We start from the raw sequence: 23743 nt of genomic DNA on the forward strand, positions 1-23743 counted from the left end.
GGTCGCCACGAAAATGATCCCCCGATATTGTGCCCGATAACGCGATAGAAACGGAATAAGCCCTATTGCAGCGATACTTGCAAAATTTGATTAAGCCGGATCGGGACATTGGTGGGGAGAACATTGCTCGATTTCGTTAACCGCCTCTTCCGGCTCGAGCGCGGTGAATGGCCCCGGCTTATCCAGTTCGGCCTGTTCGGATTCCTGTTGCAGATGGGCATGGGCGTCGGTTTCAGTGCCGGCGATGCCGCATTCCTGAGCAATGTCGGCGCGGACCGCCTGCCGCTGGTGTTCATGCTGACGCCGGCGGTCATGCTGCTCTACACGTTGCTGTTTTCCTATCTGCTCGTGCGTTTTTCGATCGATCGCATGGTCGATCTGACCCTGGCCGCGCTGGTCGCGGGTGGAGTGGCATTCTGGGCCCTGATCGATGCCGGACTGCCGCCGCATTGGCAGGTTCCGCTCTATTTCGCGGTAAAGCTCTACCTGGCGATGTGGTACATCGCGCTCTACTCGCTGTTCTGGAATTATACCGACGCCTATTTCGCGATACAGGACGCCAAGCGACTTTTCCCGCTATTCGCCGCGTTCTGCGCGCTGGGTACGGCCTGCGGCGCGATGCTGGTGGGCCTGCTGGCAGAGAGCGTGGCGGTGCAGGACTTCTTCCTGCTGTGGGCCGCCATCGCCATGGCAACCGCGCCGCTGGCCGTTCTTTTGCGTCGGCGCTGGAGCCAGATTGCCGAGAGCGACAGCGATCTCGAGGAAGAATCGGGCGGTGCCCTGAGCCAGCTTGCAGCGGTCGGTCGCGCCTTCGGCCGGTCGCGCTATACGATGGTCTTCACGCTGGTGCTCTTCGTCACCCTGTTGATGACCAATCTTGCCGAGTACCAGTATTCGATGGTGCTACAGGAGGGCCGCGACGAGGCGGCCCTGGCATCGCTGTTCGGCACGCTCTACGCGGCAGCCAACCTGTTCAACCTGGTGACCTGCCTTTTCGTGTTCAACCGATTGGTGGCGCGGCTGGGCGTGCGCAATGTCGCCTTCATCCAGCCGCTGACCTACTTTGCGGTGTTCGGGTGGTTCTTCCTCCAGGGGGGGACGGGCGCTGCGCTTGCGGCTTTCTTCGCCTATCACGGGGTCCTGACCTCGATCGAGTACAACAACCAGAACCTGCTGTTCAATGCCGTCCCCTCGCGGGTGAAGCGGCCGCTGCGCACGGTGATGGAGGGCATGGCCGAGCCGCTCGCCAGCCTCGTCTCGGGCGGCTTCCTGATCTACGCGGCCAGCCAGGTGGACATGCGCGAGCTTTCGGGCATCGGGATCATCGTGGGCGCGACGCTTGTTGCCGTCGTTGTCGCGCTGCGCCAGCTCTATCCATCGGCGATGGCTGCCAACATGCGGCAGGGCTGGATGAACTTCGGCGGGCGCGGCGTACTTTCCCCGCAGTTCGAACCCGAGGCAAGGAGCCTGCTCGCCAGGGCCGCCGCAGGTGAAGGAGACAGTGCGCAGATCGCTGCGCGCCTGCTGGGCGAAGCTCCCGTGAGCGGATCTGCTGCATCGCAGGGGCCCGATATCGATGCCCTTTTGGCGCAGCTCACGCTGGGCGATCCGGCGAAGCGCAGCGGCGTTGCCGAGGCCATCGACCGGTTGGCAACCCGTGAGGACGTGCACATCGTCCCGGCTCTGGCGCGGTGTCTTCCGAAATTGGAACGCGACGAACGGCGGCGGATGATCCGGCTGCTCGGCCGGATCGCGGACAGCGAATCCATTCCCGACGTTCTCGAGGCGGCCACTGAACTGGCGCCAAGGGCGCGGCGCTCAATTGCGACGATGCTGACGGAGCTGGGCGAGACGGCGATCCCCCGCTTGTTGGGCGGGATGCGCGACCGGGCCTTGGCTTATCGGTCCCGCGCTATCGGGGCACGCGCGCTGGCGCAGACTTCCTTTGCCCAGTTTGCCGCCAACCTCGATCGTCTCGTGACCGGCGAACTGGATGAAGCCTCGCGCCTCGGCCATACGGCGAGCCTGCTCGACCTCCACGCCGGCACGCACCGCTCCGTCGCACTGCTGGCGCGCGCCCAGCGCGAGCGGGCGGAAGCTGCGATAGACTTCGTGCTGGAGCTTCTTGCAATCGGCGGGCTGCTGCCGAATTTCGATCTCCTGATCGTCTCGCTCCATTCCGCCAACCCCAAGGTGCGGGGCAACGCGGTGGAGGCAATCGAGAGCAGCGTTCCTCGACACTATCTGCGCCTGCTCGGGCCGCTCCTGCACGGCGAAGCGCAGCCGCGTGAAGGCGCGCAAATGGATGTCGAACAGGTTCTCGTAGAGGCTCTCGCCAGCGGCCAGGCAATGGAAATGACTTTGGCGGCTGACGTTCTCCATGACCGTCTGGACGCCGCTGGCTTCACCCAGCGTCTCAAGGTGGTGATCCGCGAAGGCATGCCCGAAATGGTGCGCCGCCATGTCCTTGATCTCCTGGAGATCGACGGCGCTACCCGGCCGCATTCGCTCGATCTGCTGGCGGCTCTGGCGGACCATCCCGAGGTTGGCGGTGCTACGCTCGAAGCGCTGGGTGCTGCGGTGCAGGGCGCCGTCTTCGAGAAGCCGGAAGGCAGGGCCCTTGCAGGGGAGGCTGGGGGCTCCCCGTTCTGGATCGCCCATCGCGATCTGGGCGAAGTCGCCGCGCGCTTCCCCGAACTGGCACTGGTCATGCTCAAGTCACAGGACGGTCGGCAATATGCGGCCTAGAAGCGTGCCGATCAAAGCGCTGCTGCTGCGCACTTTCCTGCCTGCGGTCGTCGTCGTGGCGGTTCTGCTGGCGGTGTTCGTCTACAACTGGCTCTACGCTTCGATCCTCGAGGGCTTCGAGCGCAAGCTGGTGACGACGAGCGCGCTTGCCGGTGCGATGGTCGATCCGACAGATCACGATGCCCTCATCGCAGTGGCCTTCGAGGGCGGAGACGCGCAGGCAGCCGAGGCCAGCACTGCCTATCGCCGCAATGTCGAGCCCATGCAGCGCATTCGCAAGGAACTGGACCTGACCTACCTCTATACCCAGGTGAATGGCGGCCCGGCGGACATCCTCTATATTCTCGATGCCTCGACGGGGGAGGATCATTCTCCGCTCGGTTCCAGCGACGACTTGCCCGACGAGACGGCCGAAGGCCTCAGGCGGGTCGAGGATACCGGATCGATCTATGTTTCTCCGATCGAGTACCAGGAACAGTGGGGCCTGCTGAAGACGGGGGCAGCCCCGGTCAGGGGCGCGGGCGGGCGCATCGCGGCGTCGGCCGGGGCGGACGTCAATGTCTCGGTCATACAGGTCGCCACTCAGAATGCGCTGTTCATGAGCGCGATGATCGGTGTTGGCTCGGTGCTTGCCTGCCTGCTCGTCTCACTGGCGCTCGTGCGGCGTATTGCCGGGCCCATCGAGGCGCTTACAGAAGAGACCCTGCAGGTTGCGGCGGGTCGCGGGCACAGTGCGGCGCAAGGGTCTGCGCCGCGTGAGGTCACCGTCCTGCGTAAAGCCCTGCTTGAACGTGCGGCGAGGATTTCCTGCGAGTTGCAGGCGCGCAGGGAGCGCAGCGTGCAGGAAGACGCTCGCGCCCATGCAGGGTTGCTGGCAAGCGGGTCCGGCATCGGACCGGGCCAGCCGGTGATCCTGCTGTGCGGTGCTCGCCGCGTGATTGCCTGGATGCCCGGCGATCCCGCCGATGCGCGCACGGTTCTTGCCCAGCGCGCCATGGCGCGCCTCGCGCAAGCGATGGCCGAAAATCCGGCACTCTGCGCGGACTGGGCCATGCTCGCTGACTGCGATCAGGGCGCTTGCCTGGTGGTTGACGGCACGGCTGGCTGGGTTGAATGGGTTGGAACACCGCAGGCCGGTCTTCGCGTTGCAGGCCGGCACACCGATCCCGGCCGCTTCGATCCGAAGGAGCGCGTCTCGTTCGTCTCGCTGACGGGCGGCGAGTTCGTCGTATGGCCGGGAGAAGCACGATGATCGCGGCGCAGGTCGTTGCCGAGGCCCTGGCACTTGCAGCCTGTCCGCCGTTCGACCGGCTGACCGAAACTGAGCTGCTGCTTGTCGCCAGCCATGCCCGCCGCTTCGAATATGAACCGGGTGAGACGGTCCTTGCAGGTGGAGCGGTGGCGCAGCGGCTGGTCGCGGTGGTCGGCGGCTCGGTTGTCGTCGAGGGCAGGCAGGCGCCCGCGGTATTCGATGCGCCGTCCGCGCTGTTCGGCCTGCCGACGCGGGCTGACTACATCGCGGGAGGAAGGGGCGCGCAAGTCTTGTGCCTGGCAAGGCCGCACCTTTTCACCATCGCGCGCGAGTGTCCCGATTTCGTGGTGGGCCTCGCCGCGATCCGGGCCGGGGCTGACGCATGACGATCCGCTCGACGATCATGCTGCTGGCCGTGCCGTTGTTTCTTGCGCTGGCGCTCGTCAACGGGACGCTGCTCTATTTGCAGGAGCGCACGGAACTGGAGCATGCACTTCGCGAACAGGCCCTGGCGACGGCTGTTGCGGTTGCAGAATTCACGCGCGAAATGACCGATCCGGGCAAGACCCTTGCCCAACCGAACCGCCGCGAGGCGCTTGAGGCTGCCCTTGCGCATGTCGAGGGACTGGGCGCCCTCTATCTCGTCGAGGCGAACCGACCGGCGCTTGTGCTCAAGTCGGCGGGGCAGGAATGGGATCCCACGGCCCTGGCCCGGCCGAGCCGGCCTTCCGTTCGGACGATGGCGCAGGACGGCGCGGAAGGCTGGGTGATCGGGCTTGCACCGGCAGGGGAGGGTCGTTTCGTCGCAGCGCGCTTCAGCCGCGCTCCGATTGCCGAGCACTTGCGCCTCATTCGCCGGGACGTGGTGCTGATCGCTCTGGGGCTGATTGCCCTGGCGAGCGCGCTTGCCATATTCGTTGCCCGCCGCCTGACCCGCGAACTGGACCTGAGCAGACGCGCGCTGTCGGGACATGTTCCTGATGGCGAAGTGAGATGGCGTATCCGCGAGGCGCAGGATCTTGCCGGGGCGGTGAGGCTCATGGATGCCAGCGGCGAAGATGCCGAACTTCGTGCAACGCTCGTCGAGGCCCGCAAGGCCCGCACGCGAAGCCTCGCAAATGCCTTGGAGAATGCGCGCGCGGTGGAATTCGCACCCTGCGCCTGCCGCACCGCGGACGCCGTCATTGCGATGCGCGCCTGCGGCGCCATTCCGGCGGGAAGTTTCTTCGCCTTTGCCGACATGGAGCAGGGCGGCGCCGTCGTGCTGGGGCGCTGCGAGGATGCGGACCCTGTCGATGCACTGGCAGCGGCCTGCCATGTCCGGCGATTGATCGAGGCATCCGCTTCGCAGGCGGAACTCGGCCGCGCGTTGGACCTTGCGGGCCAACTTTATGCTCTTTCGGATCTGGCAGTGCACGAATGGCGTGCGCCATTGGCCAAAGGGGCCTTGCAGCTGGTCACGCTTGCGCAAGCCGATGAAGCGGAGCGTGCGCGGGTTTACCTCAAGGCCGCGCGCGGTATCGGGCCCGATGAATGGCTGGCCAGTCTCGATGCGCTCCTGAAGCCGACCGGCATCTTCGCCGTGATCGGCCCTCCAGGCTCAACCGACTGCGGCGAGAGCGGAAACGAGGTCAGGTTCGATCGCAAAGATAGCGGTGAAGCCGCTGATATCGAACACTTCACGCACTGACGGAGCAAGACCGCAAAGCGCGAGCCGATTGCCCGATGCCTTGGCCACTTTCGCGCCCTTGAGCAGGATGCGCAGGCCCGCGGAGCTGACGTAGCTGACCTGCGACAGGTCGATCACGGTGGCCGGATTGCCCTCGATCCGCGAAGGCAGCCGTGTTTCGAGCAGCGGCGCGGTATTGCTGTCGAGCCGACCGGCAAGGGTCATCACCAGGGCTGGACCCTTGATTTCTTCGCTGATTTCCATAGCCCTGTCTCCGCCCGTCTTCTCATCGTGTCCACGCACCTTATTGGAGAAGTTGTGAAATTTTTCCACTCGATTAAGCTGGCCGGGGCCGCAATCGCGTGGCGCCGGTACGGGGATCGAGTGGCATGGATTGCGATTACGAACGCACTCTCGCCAACGGAAGGGCAGGGTTCCCCTCGTTCCTCGAGGATATCGAAGCCTATCTGGAAAGCGCCGACCTGCCGCTCGATGTTCTGACCAAGGTCATGATCGTGTTCGACGAACTGGTCAGCAACATCCTCGAACACGGCAAGGAGCAGGACATGCCGCGCATAACCGCCTGCCTCAGGGTGGGGAACGGGGAAGTCGCGGTCGACCTTATCGATAACGGCAGGCCATTCGACCCCTTGTCGCTTGAGACGCCCGATACTTCGCTTTCCGTGGAGGAGCGCGAGATCGGCGGCCTTGGCATCCACATCGTGCGCCGGATCATGGACCGCGTGGAATATGCGCGCGAAGGCGAATGCAACAGGCTACGTTTCGCTAAGAAATTGCCCCTAGGGTAACAGCCTCGAAGATCAGCAAAATTCAGCAGGCGTCAGGGGAAACGGCCTTGTTCATCCAGCCGCGGGGACATTCCAGTGCGAGTGAAGCCGGCGAAGATCGTCTTGTCGTCTGCGATTGCGAGACGCTGGGCCTGTGCGTGCGTGCGCTTGCCCCCTTTGCCGCGGGCGAGGTGCTCGACAGGTTCAACGGCGAAGTCAGCGCCGACCTGCTGCAGCACAGCCTGCAGGTCTCGCCGGGGATGCATGTTCATGACACGCGCTTCGTCGGCTACCTGTCCCACGGTTGCGAGCCCAATTGCCGGCTGGACATGGAGCGCTTCGAACTTGTCGCCCTTAGCGATATCGATGCTGGCGAAGTCCTGGCCATCGACTATGCCGCGACGGAGGATGTTCTCTATCGGCAATTCGCATGCCATTGTGCCGCGCAGCACTGCCGCGCGTGGATCACCGGGCGCGCCGAGAATGCGAACGAGGAGGGCAGGCGATTTCTGGACGGGCAGGCCAAGCCGCTGAAGTCGTGACCGTGCCGCAGCAGGGCTCATCGGCCGGGACTGCGCCGTGGTGGGAGCGCCCAGACCTGCATTATCGCGGCGGGCGCCTGCACTTCGCGGGACATGATGTCGCCGCACTGGCCGGTGAGGGCGAGAGCGGGGGCGAGGAAGGGGGGGCGCTGTTTCTCTATTCGCTCGACCGCGTCGAAGCCAATCTCGATAGGGTGGTCGCTGCCCTTGGCGATATCGGCTGCGCCTCCACGGTCTATTACGCCATGAAGGCCAACCGCTTTGCGCCCCTGCTTGAGCGGCTGGCACAAAGCGGCAAATGCGGTGTCGACATCTGCTCTCCGGGTGAACTGGATCATGCCCTGGCCTGCGGTTTTGCGCCCGGTCAGATCAGTTTCACCGGCACTGGCGTCACGCCGCGCGATCTGGAACGACTACTGGTACATCCCGAGATCACGATCAATTGCGACACCATGGGCATGATCCGACGCATCGGTGAGCGCACGCCGGGCCGCGAGATCGGCATTCGCGTGAATCCCGGGCGCGGCACCGGCTACGGCGATGCCGAGAAGCTGACTTATGCCGGGGGAAGAACGACCAAGTTCGGCATCTACCGCGAGCAGTGGGGCGAGGCGATTGCCCTTGCGAAAAGCCATGGGCTGGCGATCACCTCGCTGCATTTTCATGTCGGCTGCGGATACCTGACCGATCAGCTGGAGAGCTGGGATCTGGCCGTCGCGGAGGCCTCTCGCTTCCTCGACGAAGTGCCGCAGGTGCGCACGGTCAACGTCGGCGGCGGGCTCGGGCTGCCCCATCGCTGCGGGGACAGGCCGCTCGATCTGGCGCAATGGGCCGCGATCCTGCGCCGCCATTTTGCCGGACGCGGCCTGCGCATCGCCGTTGAGCCGGGGGACTACATTGCCAAGGATGCCGGGATGCTCGTGCTTCCCGTGACCGACGTCGAAATCAAGCGCGACACCCGGTTCGTCTTCGTCGGCGGGGGCTTCAATCTCCACCCGGAACCTGCTTTCTACGACCTGCCGTGCGAGCCGGTTCCCTGCCTGCTGCGCGGCGATGGATCGGCGCCGGGCGAGCGGGTGACGATTGCCGGCAATATCAACGAAGCGCTCGATATCTGGGCTGCCGACACGCTCCTTCCGCCCGTTGAGGAGGGGGACTTCATCGCCTTCCTCAATGCCGGGGGATACGGCTCGGCGATGAGTTCCAACCACTGCATGCGCGGCGCCTTTACCGAACGCGCCCTGTAGGCTGCGCGCCGCGCCGGGGCCGCGCGATTGCCGCAAACTTGCGATGGGCACTGCGAAATCGGGGTGTTATCAGCACCTTCGAATCGGTTTTTGCCGATTCCCATTGATCGCGCCGGTGCCCCGTAACAGGGGCTTAATCGGGAATGCGGTGCGGGGAAGGGATTGCCTTTCCCAAGTCCGCGGCTGTCCCTGCAACTGTAAGCGGATAGCGCGATGCACAGGGCTTTTCATGCGCCATGGGCGCCTGGGAAGCAGCCACTGGGCCGAATGCGGCATGCCGCGAAGGGCCTGGGAAGGCGTGCATCAAGCTGTGACCCGCGAGCCAGGAGACCTGCCGGCGTCTGGTCGCTCTTGCCCTGGTCCAGGGGATGGCCGCGGCACGGTGAACTCCGTCTGAGCGACGAACCTGCGGCCGGGGCCGCAGCGGAGCGGCGTGTCGACTGGCCCTGGCGTCCGGTTGCCTGCGCCTTCCGGCCGTTCGCCTGAGCGGTTCGTCCCGGCCTTGTCGCAAGACGCCGGAGGACGATTTCGCATCATGGCTCAATTGCCGCATTCTGTTCGACCCAACCTGCGCCGCCGGATAGGCTGGCTTTTCGGCCCGCTCGTGGCCGCCAATATCGCCGCCTGGATCTGGGCTTTCTCGCTGTTCCACGATCAGCCGCTCATGCTCGGCACGGCCCTGCTGGCATGGGGCCTGGGGCTGCGTCATGCCGTGGACGCGGACCATATCGCGGCCATCGACAACGTGACCCGCAAGCTGATGCAGGACGGTCAGCGCCCGATCGCAGTCGGCTTCTGGTTCGCCATCGGACATTCCGGCATCGTCACCATCGCGGCCATAGCCATTGCCCTGACGACGAGCGCACTGACGCAGTTCGAAAGTCTCAAGCAGGTCGGCGGTCTCGTCGCGACCTCGATCTCGGCGATCTTCCTGTTCTCGATTGCCGCCATGAACCTGATCATCCTGCGCAACGTGTGGAAGACCTTCGCCCATGTCCGTGCCGGGGGCGCCTATGTGGAGGAAGACCTCGACATGCTGCTGGGCAATCGCGGGCTGATGGCGCGCCTTTTCCGGCCGATGTTCCGCCTCATCACCCGCAGCTGGCACATGGCTCCGCTGGGCTTCCTGTTCGGGCTGGGTTTCGACACCGCGACCGAAGTGGCCATCCTGGGCCTTTCGGCGGGGCAGGCGGCGGACGGGCTCTCCATCGGCACGATCCTCGTCCTGCCGGTGCTTTTCGCCGTGGGCATGGCGCTGATCGATACCGCCGACGGCGTCGTCATGCTCGGCGCCTACGAGTGGGCTTTCGTCAAGCCGATCCGCAAGCTCTACTACAACATCACCATCACCCTGATTTCGGCGCTTGTCGCCATCGTCATCGGCGGGATCGAAACGGTCGCCCTGATCGGCGATAAGCTGGGCCTCACCGGCGGCCTGTTCGATATTGCCGGCGAACTGGGAGAGAACTTCAACAGCCTGGGGTTCGGCATCATCGGCCTTTTCGTGCTGTGCTGGCTCGCCAGCTTCGCGATCTACCGCTGGAAGCGCTTCGACGATATCGAAGTGCGCGTCTCGGCATGAGAACCGGTCCTTAGGCGATTGGCTTGGCGGTCGATCTGTTCTAGGGCCTCGCTTCGAAGCACGGATCGATTCTGTGCTTCGAATGATCGCGCCGGTGCCCCGAAAGGGGCTTAATCGGGAATGCGGTGCGGGAAGGTCTCTCCTTCCCAAAACCGCGGCTGTCCCTGCAACTGTGAGCGGATAGCGAGATGCACACGGTTCCCTTCCTCACGCGAAGGGCCGGCCACTGGATGAAGCCGCAAGGCGATCCGGGAAGGCGTGCATCAAGCAGTGACCCGCAAGCCAGGAGACCTGCCGGCGCACCGGTCGCTCTTGCCTTGATCCAGGGGATGGTCACGGCACGGTAATTCTTCCGTCTGAGCGACGAAGCTGTGCGGCTGGGGCTGCACGAACGCGCGGTAACGGGTGCCTTTTCGCGCCCGCCCGTCGCCGCGCGTCGGTCGGATTCGCTCCCGGCAAGCCCCGCCGTTGTCGCCATGGCGCGTGGGGAATTGCCGATGCCTGACCTGTCCAAGGTCCCTGTAACGATCATCACCGGTTTTCTGGGCGCGGGTAAGACCACGCTCATCAGCCATCTCATCCGCAATGCCGGCGGTCGCCGCCTGGCGGTCGTCGTCAATGAATTCGGCACGCTGGGCGTCGATGGAGATATCCTGAAGTCGTGCGCCATCCCCGACTGCCCGGCAGAGAACGTCGTCGAACTGGCCAATGGCTGCATCTGCTGCACCGTCGCCGACGACTTCATCCCCACTGTCGAGAAGCTGCTGGCGCTTGAACCCCGGCCCGATCACATCCTGATCGAAACTTCGGGTCTCGCGCTGCCCAAGCCGCTGCTCAAGGCTTTCGACTGGCCCGCGATCCGCAGCCGCATCACTGTCGACGGGGTGCTTGCCCTTGCCGACGCAGAGGCCGTGGCCGAGGGCCGGTTCGCACCCGATCTCGCCGCACTCGAGGCGCAGCGCGCGGCCGACCCGGAAATCGATCACGAGACGCCGCTGTCCGAAGTCTTCGAGGACCAGCTCGCCTGCGCCGACATGGTGCTGCTGACCAAGGCCGACCTTGCCGGCGCCGAGGGCCTTGCCCGCGCGCGTGAAGTCATCTCCGCCGAAGCCCCGCGCCCGGTCCCGGTCATCGAACTGAGCGAGGGCGTCGTCGATCCTCGCGTGATCCTTGGCCTTGGCGCTGCTGCCGAGGACGACATTGCCGCGCGTCCCTCGCACCACGATGGCGAGGACGATCACGAGCACGAGGATTTCGACAGCGCCGTCATCGAACTGGGCGAAATCGCCGATCCCGCTGCTCTCACCGCACGCATCGAAACACTGGCGAGCGATCACCGGGTGCTGCGGGTGAAGGGCTATGTCGCGGTAGCCGGCAAGCCGATGCGCATGCTGGTGCAGGCGGTCGGCGCGCGGGTACGCAGCCACTACGACCGCCCCTGGCGCCCCGATGAAGCGCGCCTCACGTCGCTGGTCGCCATCGCCGAGCACGATCACCTCGATCCCGCTGCGATAAGGGCCGTGCTGCAGGGCTGAGGCCGCGATGCACGTTATCTTCCGCGAGACCCACGGGATCGAGGAAGCCTCCGTTCCGCAGGATCTGGGGCAGGCTCCGGCCGATCTCGTGGTGCTGTCGTTTTCGGACAGCGACCTCGGCGCTTTCGCTGCCGGTTGGCGCAGCGCGCGCGATGCGGGGGACAGTCCGCCCTCGCTGCGCCTCGCCAATCTTGCGGCACTGACGCATCCCTTGTCGGTCGACACCTATGTCGAGCGCACGCTGGCAGGTGCGAAGGCGATCCTGGTGCGGATCATCGGCGGGCTTCCCTACTGGACTTACGGCCTGCAGCAGGTGGAGGCGCTGGCGCGTTCGCGCGGGATCGCGCTGGCCGTGCTGCCCGCAGACGGGCGCGAGGACGAAAGGCTCGATGCCGTCTCGACCGTTCCGGTTTCCGCGCTGCGCGAACTGACCCGCCTTTGCGATATCGGCGGCGCTGTTGCGGCGCGGGCAGCTCTTTCACGGCTCGCGCAAGCGGGCGGCCTGCTGGCGGACGGCAAGACCGGGCGCGAAGTCCGGGCCATTCAGGCGCTGCCGATTGCCGGGGCGTGGCTTCCAGGTGAAGACACGGCCTGTCCGGCGGCCTTTGCCCTGACAGCATCCCGCCCGCGCGTGCTGCTCGCGTTCTATCGATCCTATCTCAGCTCCGCCGATCTCGAACCGTTCGAGGCACTCCACGCGGCCTTGCGCGCACGCGGTTTCGATGTGCTGGGCCTTTACGTGCCCTCGCTGAAGGCCCCTGAAGTTCGCGGCTGGGTGGATCGCTGGGTGCGGGCGCTGCAGCCCGCGGCGGTGATCAATGCGACCGCCTTTTCCGCGCGTGACGATGAAGGCGCGACGCCGCTCGACGGCGCCGGTGTCCCGGTGTTCCAGGTCGCGCTGGCGACGAGCGGGCGGCAAGCCTGGCAGGATGCCTCGCGCGGTCTGTCGCCGGCCGATCTCGCCATGCATGTCGTGCTTCCCGAAGTCGACGGCCGCATCTTTGCAGGCGTGGCCAGCTTCAAGGAAGCCGCTGCGCGCGACGATGCCCTTGAATTTTCGCGCAGTGCCCACCGCGCCGAGCCATCGCGGATCGAAGCGATTGCCGCGCGCGTCGCGGGGTGGATCGCGCTGGGCCGGAAACCCGCGGCAGAGCGGCGCCTTGCGATGGTTCTCTCGACCTATCCGGGCAAGGGCTACCAGATGGCCCACGCCGTCGGGCTGGATGCACTGGCCTCCGCCGATGCGATCCTCGCCGATCTGGCGCAGGCCGGTTACACGGTCGAATGCGGCCATGACCTTGTGGCGGGCCTTGGCGAAGCGACCGCCAGTTGGCCGCTCGGCGCTTATCGCGCCGCTCTGGCCCGCTTGCCTGCAGCGCTGCAGGCCGATCTGGCCGAGGCCTGGGGAGACGCCGAAAGGGACCCCGCCGTTGCCGACGGCGCCTTTCATTTTCGCGTCGTGGAGCTTGGCCATGTCCTGGTCGCCCTGCAGCCCGAGCGCGGCTGGTCTGCCGAGCGTGACGAGGGTTACCACGATGTCTCGCGTTGCCCGCGTCATGGCTATGTTGCCTTCTATCTCTGGCTGCACGAGCGCCGGGTCGATGCGCTCGTCCATCTCGGCGCGCACGGAACGCTTGAGTGGCTGCCGGGTAAATCGGTGGCGCTTGGCGATGCCTGTTGGCCTGAGGCGCTGACCGGCGCCCTGCCTGTCATCTATCCTTTCATCGTCAACGATCCCGGCGAGGCGGCGCAGGCCAAGCGCCGGATCGGAGCCGTCACGCTGGGACACGCACCGCCGCCGCTGGCTCCCGCGCAGCAAGGCGCAGGACTGACGCGCCTCGAAGCGCTGCTGGACGAGTTTTCCAACGCCGACGGGCTCGATCCGGCGCGGCGTGACAGGCTGCAATCGGCCATCCGCGAGGAAGCGCAGGCGCTGGGGCTGGAGGTGGAACTCGGCCTCGACGGCGCGACCTCGCTGGTCGAGGCGATCACCCGCATCGACCGCTTCGTGTGCGACGTGAAGGAGAGCCAGTTCGGCGACGGCCTGCATGTCTACGGCCGCGGCGAGCAGGGCGAGGCGGAGCGCAGCGGACTGCTGGCCGCACTGGCCGGACGGCGTGTGGCGGCGGGGCCATCCGGTTCGCCATGGCGCGGGCGCTCCGATGTCCTGCCGACCGGGCGTAATCTCTTCGCGGTCGATCCGCGCGCGGTGCCTTCGCGCACGGCCCATGCGCAAGGCGTGGTCCTCGCCGAGGAACTGGTCCGCCGGCACCTGCAGGACCATGGCGACTATCCACGCGGTCTGGTGGTCGACCTGTGGGGCTCGGCGACGATGCGCACGGCGGGCGAGGAGTTCGCCATGGCCCTGCACCTGCTTGGCGCAAAGCCGGTGTGGGACAATGCGTCCGAACGCGTGACCGGAGTGGAAATCCTGCCGCTGGCCATGCTCGACCGGCCCCGCATTGACGTGACGCTGCGCGTCTCGGGTCTGTTCCGCGATGCGTTTCCGGTCCTTGCCTCCCTGTTCGGGATGGCGGTGCGCGCACTGAGCGAGAGGGACGAGACGCCGGAGTGGAATCCTTTCGCCGGCAAGGCCGCAGCCCCGCGCGTCTATGGCCCGCGTCCCGGGCGCTATGGTCTCGGTCTGCGCGATACGGCCGAGACTTATACCGACGAAGCGCGCCGGGCTGCCGGTGAAGCCTGGCTTGCGGCGTCCGACCATGCGCTCGACGGGCAGGACGAGGCGCCCGATCCTGCGGGTTTGCGTGAGCGCGTCGCGGGGGCTGACGCTTTCGTGCACCTGCAGGACCTGCCCGAGACCGATCTGCTGCTTGCGGCCGACTATGCCGCGCACGAGGCGGGATTTGCCGCAGCGCAATCGGTTACCGGCGGCAAGGCGGCGCTCTACCACCTCGACAATCGCGATCCCGCCCGGCCGTATGCCCGGACCTTGAACGAAGAGATCGCGCGCGTCGTGCGGGCAAGGGCGGCCAATCCACGCTGGGTTGCCGGGATGATGCGCCACGGCTTTCGCGGGGCTGCCGAACTGGCCGCGACGCTCGATCACCTTGGCGCCTTCGCGCATCTCTCCGCTTCGGTGCCGCCGCAGCTGTTCGATCTCTATCACGACGCGACGCTCGGCGAGCCGGAAGTGCGGGCGTTCATGGCGCGCGAAAATCCCGAAGCGCTGGCAGCCATGGAAGCCCGCTTCGCCGCGCTTCATGCCGCTGGCCTGTGGCAGACGCGGCGCAACTCGATCCTTGCCAGCCTGGGAGGCGGGCAATGAGCGGTTTCGCGATCAGGGGCTGGTGTCCCGATGCATGGCATCCGATGGCGGCGGGAGACGGCCTGCTGGTGCGGGTGCGCCCGCGCCTCGGGCGATTGAACCGCAAGCAGGTGCTGGGCCTGTGCGATGCCGCGCTGACCTTTGGCAATGGCATGATCGACCTGACCCGCCGCGCCAACTTCCAGCTGCGCGGGGTGAGCGAGGCTGAATGGCCTGCGCTTATTGCACGGCTCGTCGAACTGGAACTGGTCGAGGCCGATCCCGTCCTCGAGAAGAAGCGCAATCTCCTCGTCGCGCCCATCTGGCAGGAAGCCGACGATACTGCGCGGATTGCCGCTGAACTCATCGCAAGGCTCGGTGAGTTGCCGGAGTTGCCGGGCAAGGTCGGCTTCGTGATCGACGCCGGGCCGGTCCCTGTCCTGCCGGGGGAGGCGGGTGATTTCCGGATCGAGCGTGCGGCCGGCGGCAGCCTGATCCTGCGCGCGCAGGGCCGGACCGCTGGCGCGGAAGTGACCGCTGGCGCGGAAGTCGACCGCCTGATCGCCATGGCGCGCTGGTTCGCTGAAAACGGCGGGCCTGAGGCCGGTCGCATGAGCCGGTTTACAGCTGAACTTCCCGAGTGGGCGCAAGGCTCGCTGCTGCCTGCGCGGGGGTCTTGCCCCTTGCAGCCCGGCCCGACATCCACAGGTGCGGCATGGGGCGTGCCTTTCGGACAGATCTCGGCACTGGCGCTGGCCCGCCTGATCACAGACCCGGCGGCGACGGCACTACGCACCACTCCCTGGCGACTGCTCATCGTCGAAGGCGCCGCCTTTGCGCCCGTTGAGGGGCTGGTGGACGATCCGGCCGATCCGCTCCTGCGCGTCGATGCCTGCCCGGGGGCGCCGTCGTGCCCGCAGGCAAGCGTCGAGACCCGCGCGCTGGCGCGCCGCATCGCTCCGCAGGTCACCGGACGCTTGCATGTTTCTGGGTGCGCGAAGCGCTGTGCGGCGACCGGGCGGGCCGATGTGACGCTGATCGGCCGCGAGGGGCGATACGATCTTTCGGGCGAGGGGCGCGAGCGCCTCGCTCTTGGCCGGGACAAGGTCCTGGCTCTTTTCGGAGCAGGCTGATGCCGCATGACTATGAAACCGATGGCGCAGCGATCTACCGCCAGTCCTTCGCCACGATCCGGGCCGAGGCCGAGCTGACGGCCTTTTCGTCCGAAGAAGAACCCGTTGCGGTACGCATGATCCATGCCGCGGGCATGGTGGAGCTTGCCCGGCACGTCCGCTTCTCGCCGGGCTTTGCGCAAGCCGCGCGAGAGGCGCTGGCAGGCGGTGCGCCGATCCTGTGCGATGCGCACATGGTCTCCGAAGGCATTACCCGGGCCCGCCTGCCTGCGGACAATCCGGTGCTGTGCACGCTGCGCGCACCCGAAGTACCCGAACTGGCGAAGGCGATGGGCAATACGCGCTCCGCCGCAGCGCTGGAATTGTGGCGGCCGCATCTTGCGGGGGCGCTGGTCGCCATCGGCAATGCACCCACGGCGCTGTTCCATCTGCTCAACATGCTTGAGGACCCGGCGTGCCCGCGCCCGGCGGCGATCGTCGGCTGTCCGGTCGGTTTCGTCGGTGCGGTGGAATCGAAAGCGGCGCTCTGGGCTGCGCCGCCGGTGCCGTGCTGCATTGTCGAGGGCCGACTGGGCGGCAGTGCGATCACCGTGGCTGCCGTCAACGCGCTTGCGAGCCGCGCCGAATGACTGGGGGCGTGACCTGCGGCACCGTCCATGGGGTCGGCCTCGGTCCGGGCGCAGTGGACCTGCTCAGCGTGCGGGCCGACCGGCTGGTGCGCTCCGCCCGTCATGTCGCCTACTTCCGCAAGGCCGGCCGGCCGGGACAGGCGCGCCGCATTGCCGATGAACTGCTCCGTCCCGACGTGATCGAGATTCCGCTGGAGTACCCGGTCACCACCGAGATCCCCTTCGACGATCCGCGCTACAAGGCCTGTCTTGCCGAGTTCTACGCGCAGAGTACCGAGCGTCTTCTGGCGCTCGCCCGCGAAGGTGAGGACATCGTCGTCCTGTGCGAGGGCGATCCCTTCTTCTACGGCTCGTTCATGCATCTGCATTCGCGGCTGACCGGGCATGTTCCGGTCGAGGTCGTGCCAGGGATCACCGGCATGTCGGGGGCGTGGAATGCGACCGATGTGCCGATCACATGGGGCGATGACGTCCTGACCGTCTTGACCGCGACATTGCCCGAGGCCGATCTGGAGAGGCGCATCCGCGATACCGATGCGCTGGTGGTGATGAAGATCGGGCGCAACCTGGCCAAGCTGCGCCGCGCCGTCGCCGCGGCCGGGCGCGAGCAGGATGCGTGGCTGGTCGAGCATGCGGCGATGCCGGACCAGCGCGTGACCCGCCTTGCCGAGGCGGAGAACGTGACGCCCTATTTCTCGATCCTGCTGATCCACGGTCAGGGACGCCGCCCGTGAGCGGGACGCCGGTAGTGAGCGGGGCGCAGGATCGGGGCCGGGTCTGCGTCGCCGGGCTGGGGCCGGGCGACGAGGCGCTGGTGACCGGCGAGGTCACTCAGGCGCTGTCCGAGGCAACCGATGTGATCGGCTATATCCCCTACGTTGCGCGGATTGCGCCGCGCGAAGGGCTGCGGCTGCATCCTTCGGACAACCGGGTGGAACTGGATCGCGCGCGCCATGCGCTCGACCTTGCCGCGCAGGGGCGTCGCGTCGTCGTGGTGTCTTCCGGCGATCCGGGCGTCTTCGCGATGGCCTCGGCCCTGTTCGAAGCGCTGGAGGCGGGGCCTTCTGCGTGGCTCGATATCGATATCCGCGTGCTGCCCGGGATTACCGCTATGCTTGCGGCAAGCGCCCGCGCCGGAGCGCCCTTGGGGCACGATTTCTGCGCGATCAACCTTTCGGACAATCTCAAGCCCTGGGACCTGATCGAGAAGCGCCTGCGCCTCGCCGCCGAAGCGGACTTCGCGATGGCGTTCTACAACCCGCGCTCCGCGTCGCGCCCCGCAGGTTTCGCACGGGCCCTGGAGGTTCTGCGCGAGGCTTGCGGGCCCGAGCGGCCGATTCTCTTCGCCCGCGCCGTCACCACGCCCGACGAGGAATTGCGCATCGTGAGCTTGCGTGAAGCGCGGCCGGAGATGGCCGACATGCGCACCGTAGTAATCGTGGGGTCGAGCCGCACCCGCATCATCGCGCGCGAGGCCGGGCCGATTCTCTATACGCCGCGTTCAGCCGTGGAAGCTGCCGCGTGATCCAGCCAGTGCAGGACCTCAAGCGGATCGTGGACCTCGCGCCGTGCGGGAATGGCGGGGCGGTCGATCATCACCACCGGCAGGCCCAGTTCGCGTGCCGCCACGAGCTTGGCCTGCGCGCCGGTTCCTCCGGCATTCTTGCACACGACGAGTTCGATGGCGTGCTCGCGCATCAGCCCGATGTCGCCGTCGACAGTGAAGGGCCCGCGATCGACGACGAGGCTGCGGCGCGGCAATGGCGGCGGGCCCTCGGGGGCATCGACGAAGCGCAGCAGGTAGTGATGCTGCGGCTGCGCGGCGAACGCGCCGACATGCATGCGGCCCAGCGCCAGCATGACCCTGCGGGCAGGCCCGGCAAGCGAGGACACAGCGGCGGCAACGTCCGCCACGTGACGCCAGCGATCGCCTTCCTGCGGTTCCCATGCCGGACGGGTGAGGGCGATGAGCGGCGTTCCGGCAAGCTGCGCGGCGGTGACGGCATTGGCGCTCATGGTTGCCGCGAAGGGGTGCGTCGCATCGATGAGGTGGGTCACCCGGTTTTCCCGCATCCAGTCGGCAAGGCCCTCGGCACCTCCGAATCCGCCGACGCGTACCGGGACCGGCTGCTTACGGGGGCTGGTGGTGCGTCCCGCGTAGCTGAGCGTCGTGGCCACGCCGGCATCGGCAAGCAGGCGGGCCAGAGCGCTTGCCTCGGTAGTGCCGCCCAGCAGGAGAACTTTCGGCATGGCTGACACTTCCTCCTTCACTGGCCCCGGTCGGTGGCTGACGATCCTCGGCATCGGCGAGGATGGGGTGGAGGGGCTTTCGGCCCCCGCGCGTGATGCACTTGCGCAGGCCGAACTGGTGATCGGCGCCCCCCGGCACCTTTCGCTGCTGCCCGCGCTTAGTTGCCGCGTCGAGGAATGGCCAGTGCCCTTTGCGCTCGGCATCGAAGGGTTGCTGGCCTATCGCGGGAAGCGCGTGGTCATGCTCGCTTCGGGCGATCCGTTCTGGTTCGGCGGCGGAGCCTCGGTTACGCGCCATCTCGAAGCGGGCGAATGGATCGCACATCCCGTGCCCTCGACGTTCTCGCTGGCCGCCTCGCGCCTGGGATGGTCGCTGCAGGATACGGTGTGCCTGGGCCTTCACGCCGCGCCGCTACCGCGTCTGCGCCCGCATCTGGCTGTAGGCCGCAGGATGCTGGTCCTGCTGCGGGACGGGGATGCTGTGCGCGATCTGGCCGCCTATCTGGGCGAGCATGGCTTCGGTCCATCGGATCTCCATGTCCTCGAGGCGCTGGGCGGCCCGCGCGAGCGCGTGCGCCGCGTGCGGGCTGACGCATTTGCTTTCGGCGATGTCGCTCACCCCGTCGCGGTCGGCATTGCCTGCGCCGGGCAGGGGCGCGCCTTGCCTTGCGCCTCGGGACTGGCCGACGACCTGTTCGACCACGATGGCCAGATCACCAAGCGCCCGGTACGCGCCCTGACGCTTTCCGCGCTTGCCCCCGTGGCGGGTGAGACCTTGTGGGACATCGGCGCGGGATCGGGCTCGATTGCGGTCGAATGGCTGCTGCGTCATCCGGCGAACCGGGCGGTGGCCTTCGAAAGCGATCCGGTTCGGGCGGAGCGGGCCCGGGCCAATGCCCGTGCGCTTGGCGTCGACCGGCTCGAGGTGGTGACCGGCCGTGCCCCCGGCATTCTCGATCAGCGACGGGACGATGCGCCCGATGCCGTCTTCATCGGCGGGGGGCTGTCGCAAGCGCTGCTGGAAAGCCTGGTGACCATACTTCCTGCCGGAACCCGGCTCGTCGCCAATGCCGTAACGCTGGACTCGGAAGCGCTGCTGGCCCAGTGGCAGGCGGAGAAGGGCGGCGATCTCCTGCGGATCGAACTGGCCCACGCCGCGCCGCTCGGCAGTCGCCGGGGCTGGCGAGCAAGCTTTCCCCTCGTGCAGTGGAGCGTTGTCCTGTGATTGTCGCCGGTTTCGGTTTCCGGCAGGGCGCGACCCTGCAGTCGCTGGAGAACGCGCTGGCGCTGGCGCAGCAGTTCTCGCCGCGCGTGACCCTGCTCGCCACAGCGGCGGACAAGGCGGCGAGCCCGGAATTGGCGCGTCTGGCGGCAGTTCTGGGCCTTCCGCTGACCGGCGTCTCGGCGCAGGTGCTTGCCCGCATCGCCACGCCCACCCAGTCGGATGCAAGCCTTGCCAGCCACGCAACCGGGAGCGTGGCCGAAGCCAGCGCCCTGGCCGCCGCCGGCCCCGGCGCGCAGCTGATCGCGGTGCGCCACATTTCCCCCGACCGCATGGCGACATGCGCCATTGCCCAAGGATCGATCCCATGACCGTACACTTCATCGGCGCCGGCCCCGGCGCGCCCGACCTCCTGACCTTGCGCGGGCGCGATCTGATCGCGGCCTCGCCGGTCTGCCTCTATGCCGGGTCGCTGGTGCCTGCCGCAGTGCTCGATCACTGTCCTCCCGGCGCGCGCATCGTCAACACCGCGCCGCTCGATCTCGACGCGATCATGGAAGAGTTCGCCGCGGCCCATGCTGCCGGTCACGATGTGGCGCGGCTCCATTCGGGCGACCTTTCGGTATGGTCGGCAATGGGTGAGCAGCTCAGGAGGCTGCGGGCCTTGGACATTCCCTTCACCGTGACGCCGGGCGTGCCCGCTTTCGCGGCAACCGCAGCAGCGCTGGAAACCGAGCTGACCTTGCCGGGCCTTTCGCAGTCGCTGGTCCTTACCCGAACTTCGGGCCGGGCGAGTGCGATGCCGGAAGGGGAGAGCCTGATCAATTTCGCAGATACCGGCGCGACGCTGGCGATTCACCTCTCGATCCATAACCTGGCCCGGGTCGTGGCCGACCTGACACCGGCCTATGGACCCGACTGCCCGGTCGCGGTCGTCTGGCGCGCAAGCTGGCCCGACCAGCGGATCGTGCGCGGCACGCTGGAAACCATCGAGGCAGAAGTTGCTGGCAGCATGGAGCGCACCGCGCTGATCGTCGTCGGGCGAGTGCTGGCGGGGGAGGGCTTCGATGAAAGCTGCCTCTATTCCCCCGGCTATGACCGCCGCTTCCGGCCGCAGGATGCATCCTCGCGCTTTGCCGGAGGCATCGCATGAGCACACCCGGACTGCTCGTCGCCGCGCCCGCCTCGGGAACCGGAAAGACCACTGTCATGCTCGGCCTGCTGCGCGCATTGAGCGAGGGCGGCGACACGGTCCAGCCGTTCAAGAGCGGGCCGGACTATATCGATCCCGCGTTCCATCGGGCGGCCTGCGGGAATGCCTCGTTCAATCTCGACAGCTGGGCGATGGACTCAGGCTTGCTGGATGCCGTCGCGGCGATGGCAGCCGAGGCGGACATCTGCGTCGCCGAGGGCTCCATGGGCTTCTATGACGGCGTCGCCACGCGCGGGGCGACCGGCAACGGCGCCAGCGCGGACATCGCCCGGCGCATGGGCTGGCCGGTGATCCTGGTCCTCGATGTGTCCGGCCATGCCCAGTCCGCCGCGGCGACGGCGCTGGGGTTTCGCCGTTTCGATGCGCGCATCCCCTTCGCCGGGGTGATCCTCAACCGTGTGGCAAGCCCGCGCCATGAACGCCTTGTCCGCCGGGGGATGGAGGCCATTGGAATGCCGGTGCTGGGCGCATTGCCTCGGCGCGGCGACCTGACCTTGCCGGAACGCCACCTCGGGCTGGTGCAGGCTGCAGAGCAACCCGAGCTCGACCGCAAGATCGCCGATTATGCCGCCTTCCTGCGCGAACATGCCGACCTTCCGGCGATCCGCAAGGCGGCGAGGGCGCTCGAGCGCGGAGAGGGGTCGGGCCTGCCGCAGCCTCCTGCGCAGCGCATTGCCTTGGCCCAGGACGAGGCCTTTTCCTTCATCTACCCGCACATGCTGGAAGGCTGGCGGCGCGCAGGCGCGCAGATCATGCCATTCTCTCCCCTGGCCGACGAGGCACCCGACAAAAGCGCGGACTTCGTCTGGCTGCCGGGCGGCTACCCCGAGCTTCACGCCGGCCGGATCGCCTCGGCGTCGCGCTTCCTTGCCGGTCTGCGCCGCCATGCCGAGGCCCGTCCGGTCCATGGCGAATGCGGCGGCTACATGGTGCTGGGCGAGGCCCTGGTCGACAAGGAAGGCGCGCGTCACCCGATGGCCGGCCTGCTTGGCCTCGTGACCAGCTACGCGCAGCGCAGGATGCACCTGGGCTATCGCAGTGCGCAGTTGCTGGGACCAGTGGCCAACCTGACGGCGGGGACCCGTCTGCGCGGTCATGAGTTCCATTACTCGACGATCCTCGAGCAGCCCGACGAGCCGCTGGCCGCAGTTACCGATGCCGACGGTAGCGTCGCACCCGAAACCGGGTCGCGGCGCGGCCGGGTGACCGGCACGTTCTTCCACCAGATCGCTCCCTACGCATGATCGCGCTCAGCCTCATCGGGATCGGCACCGGCAATCCCGATCACCTGACCATGCAGGCGCGGCGGGCCATGAACGAAGCCGACCTGATCCTGCTGCCGCGCAAGGGTGAGGCGAAGGCGGACCTGCTCGACTTGCGCCGGGGCATCTGCGCGCAAGTGCTGGAGCGGCCCGTCCGCGTCGTCGAATTCGACCTTCCGGTTCGGGCTACGCACGGCGATTATCTTGAAGCGGTCAACGACTGGCACGATGCCATCGCCCGGGCGTGGGCCCGGGAAATCGCACGAAACCTGCCGCAAGGCGGGCGTCTGGCGCTGCTCGTCTGGGGCGATCCCTCGCTGTACGACAGCACCTTGCGCATCGCCGCGCGCCTGCAGGATGACGGCATGGATCTGAAGATCGAAGTGGTCCCCGGCATCACCAGTATCCAGGCCTTGACCGCCGCCCACGCGATTGCGCTCAATCGCCTTGCCGAACCTCTCGTCGTGACCACCGGCAGGCAGTTGCGTGAAGGCGGCTGGCCGACGGGAACCAATGTCGTTGTCGTGATGCTCGACGGCGGCTGCGCCTTCGAAACGCTTGAGGCGGAAGGCATCGAAATCTGGTGGGGCGCTTATCTGGGTATGGAACAGGAAGCCCTGATCCATGGTTTGCTTTCGCAGGTGGGCGCGCGCATCGTCACTGCGCGCAAGGCATTGAGGGAGCGCCACGGCTGGATTATGGATACTTACCTGATGCACCGGAATGTGAACGATAAGACCGGGGCAGGAGGGGCCTCTTGAACGAGGCTCCGCCCAGCTTCGACGAAGCGTTTGCCGCGCAGCTCGAACAATTGCTGCACTGGCGGCGCGACGTTCGCCATTTCGATGTGCGGCCGGTTCCCGAAGACGACATCCAGAGCGTGTTGCACAGCGCGAGCCTTGCACCCTCGGTCGGCAATTCGCAGCCGTGGCGTTTCGTCCGCCTGCGCAGTACCGAGCTGAGGGCGCAGCTGGCCACCCACGTGGATGAGCAAAGCGCCCTTGCGGCCGAGCGTTACGCGGATGCAGCCCAGCGCGATCACTACAAGTCGCTCAAGCTCCATGGCCTGCGCGAAGCTCCCGAAGTGATGGCGGTGTTCTGCGATGGAGAACCGCTTGCGGGCAAGGGTCTGGGCATTGCGACAATGCCGCAAATGCTCGACTATTCGGTGGTCATGGCCATCCATACCATGTGGCTCGTGGCACGGGTTCGCGGCATCGGCATGGGCTGGGTGTCCATCGTCGATCCCGAATTCGTCGGTCGCCTGGTCGATGCCGCACCTTCGTGGCGGCTCATTGCGCTTCTGTGTATCGGCTATCCTTCCGAGCCCGCGGCTACTCCGGAACTGGAAGAGCGCGGCTGGCAGTCGCGCGAGGCCCTGGCGCAGCGCACTTTCGAAAAATGAC

22 protein-coding genes and 2 riboswitches are annotated in these 23743 nt (G+C 67.0%); of the genes, 20 read left to right on the top strand and 2 right to left on the bottom strand.

From position 1 onward, the window contains the following. Positions 1–123: 123 nt before the first annotated feature. Genes JI59_RS16615 through JI59_RS16630 form a run of 4 tightly spaced genes read left to right on the top strand, consistent with a single transcriptional unit; the run spans position 124 to position 5690 of the window. Complete coding sequence (locus tag JI59_RS16615; RefSeq protein WP_007011509.1) at positions 124–2748, top strand: MFS transporter; 2625 nt, start codon at positions 124–126, stop codon at positions 2746–2748. After that, complete coding sequence (locus JI59_RS16620; RefSeq protein WP_038576412.1) at positions 2738–4000, top strand: hypothetical protein; 1263 nt, start codon at positions 2738–2740, stop codon at positions 3998–4000. Before JI59_RS16615 ends, JI59_RS16620 begins: the two co-directional genes overlap by 11 nt. Next, positions 3997–4386 (top strand): Crp/Fnr family transcriptional regulator, encoded by a 390-nt coding sequence (locus JI59_RS16625; protein ID WP_138921262.1) that lies wholly within the window; start codon positions 3997–3999, stop codon positions 4384–4386. Before JI59_RS16620 ends, JI59_RS16625 begins: the two co-directional genes overlap by 4 nt. Then, positions 4383–5690, top strand: coding sequence for a hypothetical protein (locus tag JI59_RS16630; protein WP_007011506.1), 1308 nt, complete (start codon positions 4383–4385; stop codon positions 5688–5690). Before JI59_RS16625 ends, JI59_RS16630 begins: the two co-directional genes overlap by 4 nt. On the opposite strand, the gene JI59_RS26235 is transcribed toward JI59_RS16630, so the two are convergent. Beyond that, entirely contained in the window at positions 5601–6002 is a 402-nt protein-coding gene (locus JI59_RS26235) for an STAS domain-containing protein (protein WP_203226068.1), read from the bottom strand. The genes JI59_RS16630 and JI59_RS26235 overlap by 90 nt on opposite strands. A 56-nt stretch (positions 6003–6058) precedes the next feature. Between JI59_RS26235 and JI59_RS16635 the strand changes: the two genes are divergently transcribed. From JI59_RS16635 to cobJ, 10 genes are all read left to right on the top strand, one after another. Continuing rightward, positions 6059–6478: an ATP-binding protein gene (locus JI59_RS16635; protein WP_007011505.1), complete on the top strand. Its 420-nt coding sequence runs from the start codon at positions 6059–6061 to the stop codon at positions 6476–6478. Positions 6479–6525: 47 nt separating this feature from the next. After that, positions 6526–6999, top strand: a complete 474-nt coding sequence (locus tag JI59_RS16640; RefSeq protein ID WP_007011504.1) for an SET domain-containing protein-lysine N-methyltransferase — start codon at positions 6526–6528, stop codon at positions 6997–6999. Then, a complete protein-coding gene (locus JI59_RS16645; RefSeq protein WP_007011503.1) occupies positions 6996–8246 on the top strand; it encodes a diaminopimelate decarboxylase in 1251 nt (416 codons plus the stop codon). The genes JI59_RS16640 and JI59_RS16645 overlap by 4 nt, the downstream gene beginning before the upstream one ends. A 96-nt stretch (positions 8247–8342) precedes the next feature. Continuing rightward, positions 8343–8599, top strand: a riboswitch (cobalamin riboswitch). A 182-nt stretch (positions 8600–8781) separates the two neighbouring features. Further along, positions 8782–9828 carry a HoxN/HupN/NixA family nickel/cobalt transporter gene (locus tag JI59_RS16650; RefSeq protein ID WP_007011501.1) on the top strand — a complete coding sequence of 349 codons (1047 nt, stop codon included), beginning with the start codon at positions 8782–8784 and terminating at the stop codon, positions 9826–9828. Positions 9829–9903: 75 nt separating this feature from the next. Further along, positions 9904–10141: riboswitch (cobalamin riboswitch) on the top strand. A gap of 184 nt (positions 10142–10325) precedes the next feature. After that, complete coding sequence (cobW, locus tag JI59_RS16655) at positions 10326–11363, top strand: cobalamin biosynthesis protein CobW (RefSeq protein ID WP_038577752.1); 1038 nt, start codon at positions 10326–10328, stop codon at positions 11361–11363. Positions 11364–11370: 7 nt separating this feature from the next. Continuing rightward, complete coding sequence (gene cobN, locus JI59_RS16660) at positions 11371–14649, top strand: cobaltochelatase subunit CobN (RefSeq protein WP_007011498.1); 3279 nt, start codon at positions 11371–11373, stop codon at positions 14647–14649. Further along, positions 14646–15761, top strand: a complete 1116-nt coding sequence (locus tag JI59_RS16665) for a precorrin-3B synthase (RefSeq protein WP_007011497.1) — start codon at positions 14646–14648, stop codon at positions 15759–15761. Before cobN ends, JI59_RS16665 begins: the two co-directional genes overlap by 4 nt. Next, on the top strand, positions 15761–16390 hold the full coding sequence (locus tag JI59_RS16670) for a precorrin-8X methylmutase (protein WP_007011496.1): 630 nt from the start codon (positions 15761–15763) through the stop codon (positions 16388–16390). The genes JI59_RS16665 and JI59_RS16670 overlap by 1 nt, the downstream gene beginning before the upstream one ends. Further along, positions 16387–17124 (top strand): precorrin-2 C(20)-methyltransferase, encoded by a 738-nt coding sequence (gene cobI / locus JI59_RS16675; RefSeq protein WP_013833176.1) that lies wholly within the window; start codon positions 16387–16389, stop codon positions 17122–17124. The genes JI59_RS16670 and cobI overlap by 4 nt, the downstream gene beginning before the upstream one ends. Next, a complete protein-coding gene (cobJ, locus tag JI59_RS16680; RefSeq protein ID WP_085997492.1) occupies positions 17121–17915 on the top strand; it encodes a precorrin-3B C(17)-methyltransferase in 795 nt (264 codons plus the stop codon). The genes cobI and cobJ overlap by 4 nt, the downstream gene beginning before the upstream one ends. Here the strand turns inward: cobJ and JI59_RS16685 are convergent. Beyond that, the gene (locus tag JI59_RS16685) at positions 17879–18640 is read right to left on the bottom strand and encodes a cobalt-precorrin-6A reductase (protein WP_007011493.1); all 762 of its coding nucleotides are present in this window, start codon (positions 18638–18640) and stop codon (positions 17879–17881) included. The two genes, cobJ and JI59_RS16685, sit on opposite strands and share 37 nt — an antisense overlap. On the opposite strand from JI59_RS16685, the gene JI59_RS16690 reads away from it, so the two are divergent. From JI59_RS16690 to bluB, 6 genes are read left to right on the top strand one after another with little or no spacing between them, the layout of a single operon-like run. Next, positions 18639–19865, top strand: a complete 1227-nt coding sequence (locus tag JI59_RS16690; RefSeq protein WP_007011492.1) for a bifunctional cobalt-precorrin-7 (C(5))-methyltransferase/cobalt-precorrin-6B (C(15))-methyltransferase — start codon at positions 18639–18641, stop codon at positions 19863–19865. The two genes, JI59_RS16685 and JI59_RS16690, sit on opposite strands and share 2 nt — an antisense overlap. After that, positions 19862–20233 carry a cobalamin biosynthesis protein gene (locus JI59_RS16695; RefSeq protein ID WP_007011491.1) on the top strand — a complete coding sequence of 124 codons (372 nt, stop codon included), beginning with the start codon at positions 19862–19864 and terminating at the stop codon, positions 20231–20233. The genes JI59_RS16690 and JI59_RS16695 overlap by 4 nt, the downstream gene beginning before the upstream one ends. Beyond that, positions 20230–21015: a precorrin-4 C(11)-methyltransferase gene (cobM, locus tag JI59_RS16700; RefSeq protein ID WP_007011490.1), complete on the top strand. Its 786-nt coding sequence runs from the start codon at positions 20230–20232 to the stop codon at positions 21013–21015. Before JI59_RS16695 ends, cobM begins: the two co-directional genes overlap by 4 nt. Then, positions 21012–22319, top strand: a complete 1308-nt coding sequence (locus tag JI59_RS16705; RefSeq protein WP_007011489.1) for a cobyrinic acid a,c-diamide synthase CobB — start codon at positions 21012–21014, stop codon at positions 22317–22319. The genes cobM and JI59_RS16705 overlap by 4 nt, the downstream gene beginning before the upstream one ends. Next, positions 22316–23098 carry a precorrin-6A synthase (deacetylating) gene (cobF, locus tag JI59_RS16710; protein ID WP_007011488.1) on the top strand — a complete coding sequence of 261 codons (783 nt, stop codon included), beginning with the start codon at positions 22316–22318 and terminating at the stop codon, positions 23096–23098. Before JI59_RS16705 ends, cobF begins: the two co-directional genes overlap by 4 nt. Next, positions 23095–23742 (top strand): 5,6-dimethylbenzimidazole synthase, encoded by a 648-nt coding sequence (bluB, locus tag JI59_RS16715; protein ID WP_007011487.1) that lies wholly within the window; start codon positions 23095–23097, stop codon positions 23740–23742. The genes cobF and bluB overlap by 4 nt, the downstream gene beginning before the upstream one ends. Position 23743 lies beyond the last annotated feature (1 nt).

Origin of the sequence: Novosphingobium pentaromativorans US6-1, from assembly GCF_000767465.1 — a bacterium.
Classification (GTDB): Bacteria; Pseudomonadota; Alphaproteobacteria; order Sphingomonadales; family Sphingomonadaceae; genus Novosphingobium; species Novosphingobium pentaromativorans.

Coding starts and splice junctions, on each gene's coding strand:
- cobF (WP_007011488.1), top strand. CDS start 22,316: ATGATCGCGCTCAGCCTCATCGGGATCGGCACCGGCAATCCCGATCAC.
- JI59_RS16635 (WP_007011505.1), top strand. CDS start 6,059: ATGGATTGCGATTACGAACGCACTCTCGCCAACGGAAGGGCAGGGTTC.
- JI59_RS16685 (WP_007011493.1), bottom strand. CDS start 18,640: ATGCCGAAAGTTCTCCTGCTGGGCGGCACTACCGAGGCAAGCGCTCTG.
- cobM (WP_007011490.1), top strand. CDS start 20,230: ATGACCGTACACTTCATCGGCGCCGGCCCCGGCGCGCCCGACCTCCTG.
- JI59_RS16705 (WP_007011489.1), top strand. CDS start 21,012: ATGAGCACACCCGGACTGCTCGTCGCCGCGCCCGCCTCGGGAACCGGA.
- JI59_RS16665 (WP_007011497.1), top strand. CDS start 14,646: ATGAGCGGTTTCGCGATCAGGGGCTGGTGTCCCGATGCATGGCATCCG.
- JI59_RS16620 (WP_038576412.1), top strand. CDS start 2,738: ATGCGGCCTAGAAGCGTGCCGATCAAAGCGCTGCTGCTGCGCACTTTC.
- cobN (WP_007011498.1), top strand. CDS start 11,371: ATGCACGTTATCTTCCGCGAGACCCACGGGATCGAGGAAGCCTCCGTT.
- cobI (WP_013833176.1), top strand. CDS start 16,387: ATGACTGGGGGCGTGACCTGCGGCACCGTCCATGGGGTCGGCCTCGGT.
- JI59_RS16670 (WP_007011496.1), top strand. CDS start 15,761: ATGCCGCATGACTATGAAACCGATGGCGCAGCGATCTACCGCCAGTCC.
- cobW (WP_038577752.1), top strand. CDS start 10,326: ATGCCTGACCTGTCCAAGGTCCCTGTAACGATCATCACCGGTTTTCTG.
- JI59_RS16630 (WP_007011506.1), top strand. CDS start 4,383: ATGACGATCCGCTCGACGATCATGCTGCTGGCCGTGCCGTTGTTTCTT.
- JI59_RS16690 (WP_007011492.1), top strand. CDS start 18,639: ATGGCTGACACTTCCTCCTTCACTGGCCCCGGTCGGTGGCTGACGATC.
- JI59_RS16625 (WP_138921262.1), top strand. CDS start 3,997: ATGATCGCGGCGCAGGTCGTTGCCGAGGCCCTGGCACTTGCAGCCTGT.
- JI59_RS16650 (WP_007011501.1), top strand. CDS start 8,782: ATGGCTCAATTGCCGCATTCTGTTCGACCCAACCTGCGCCGCCGGATA.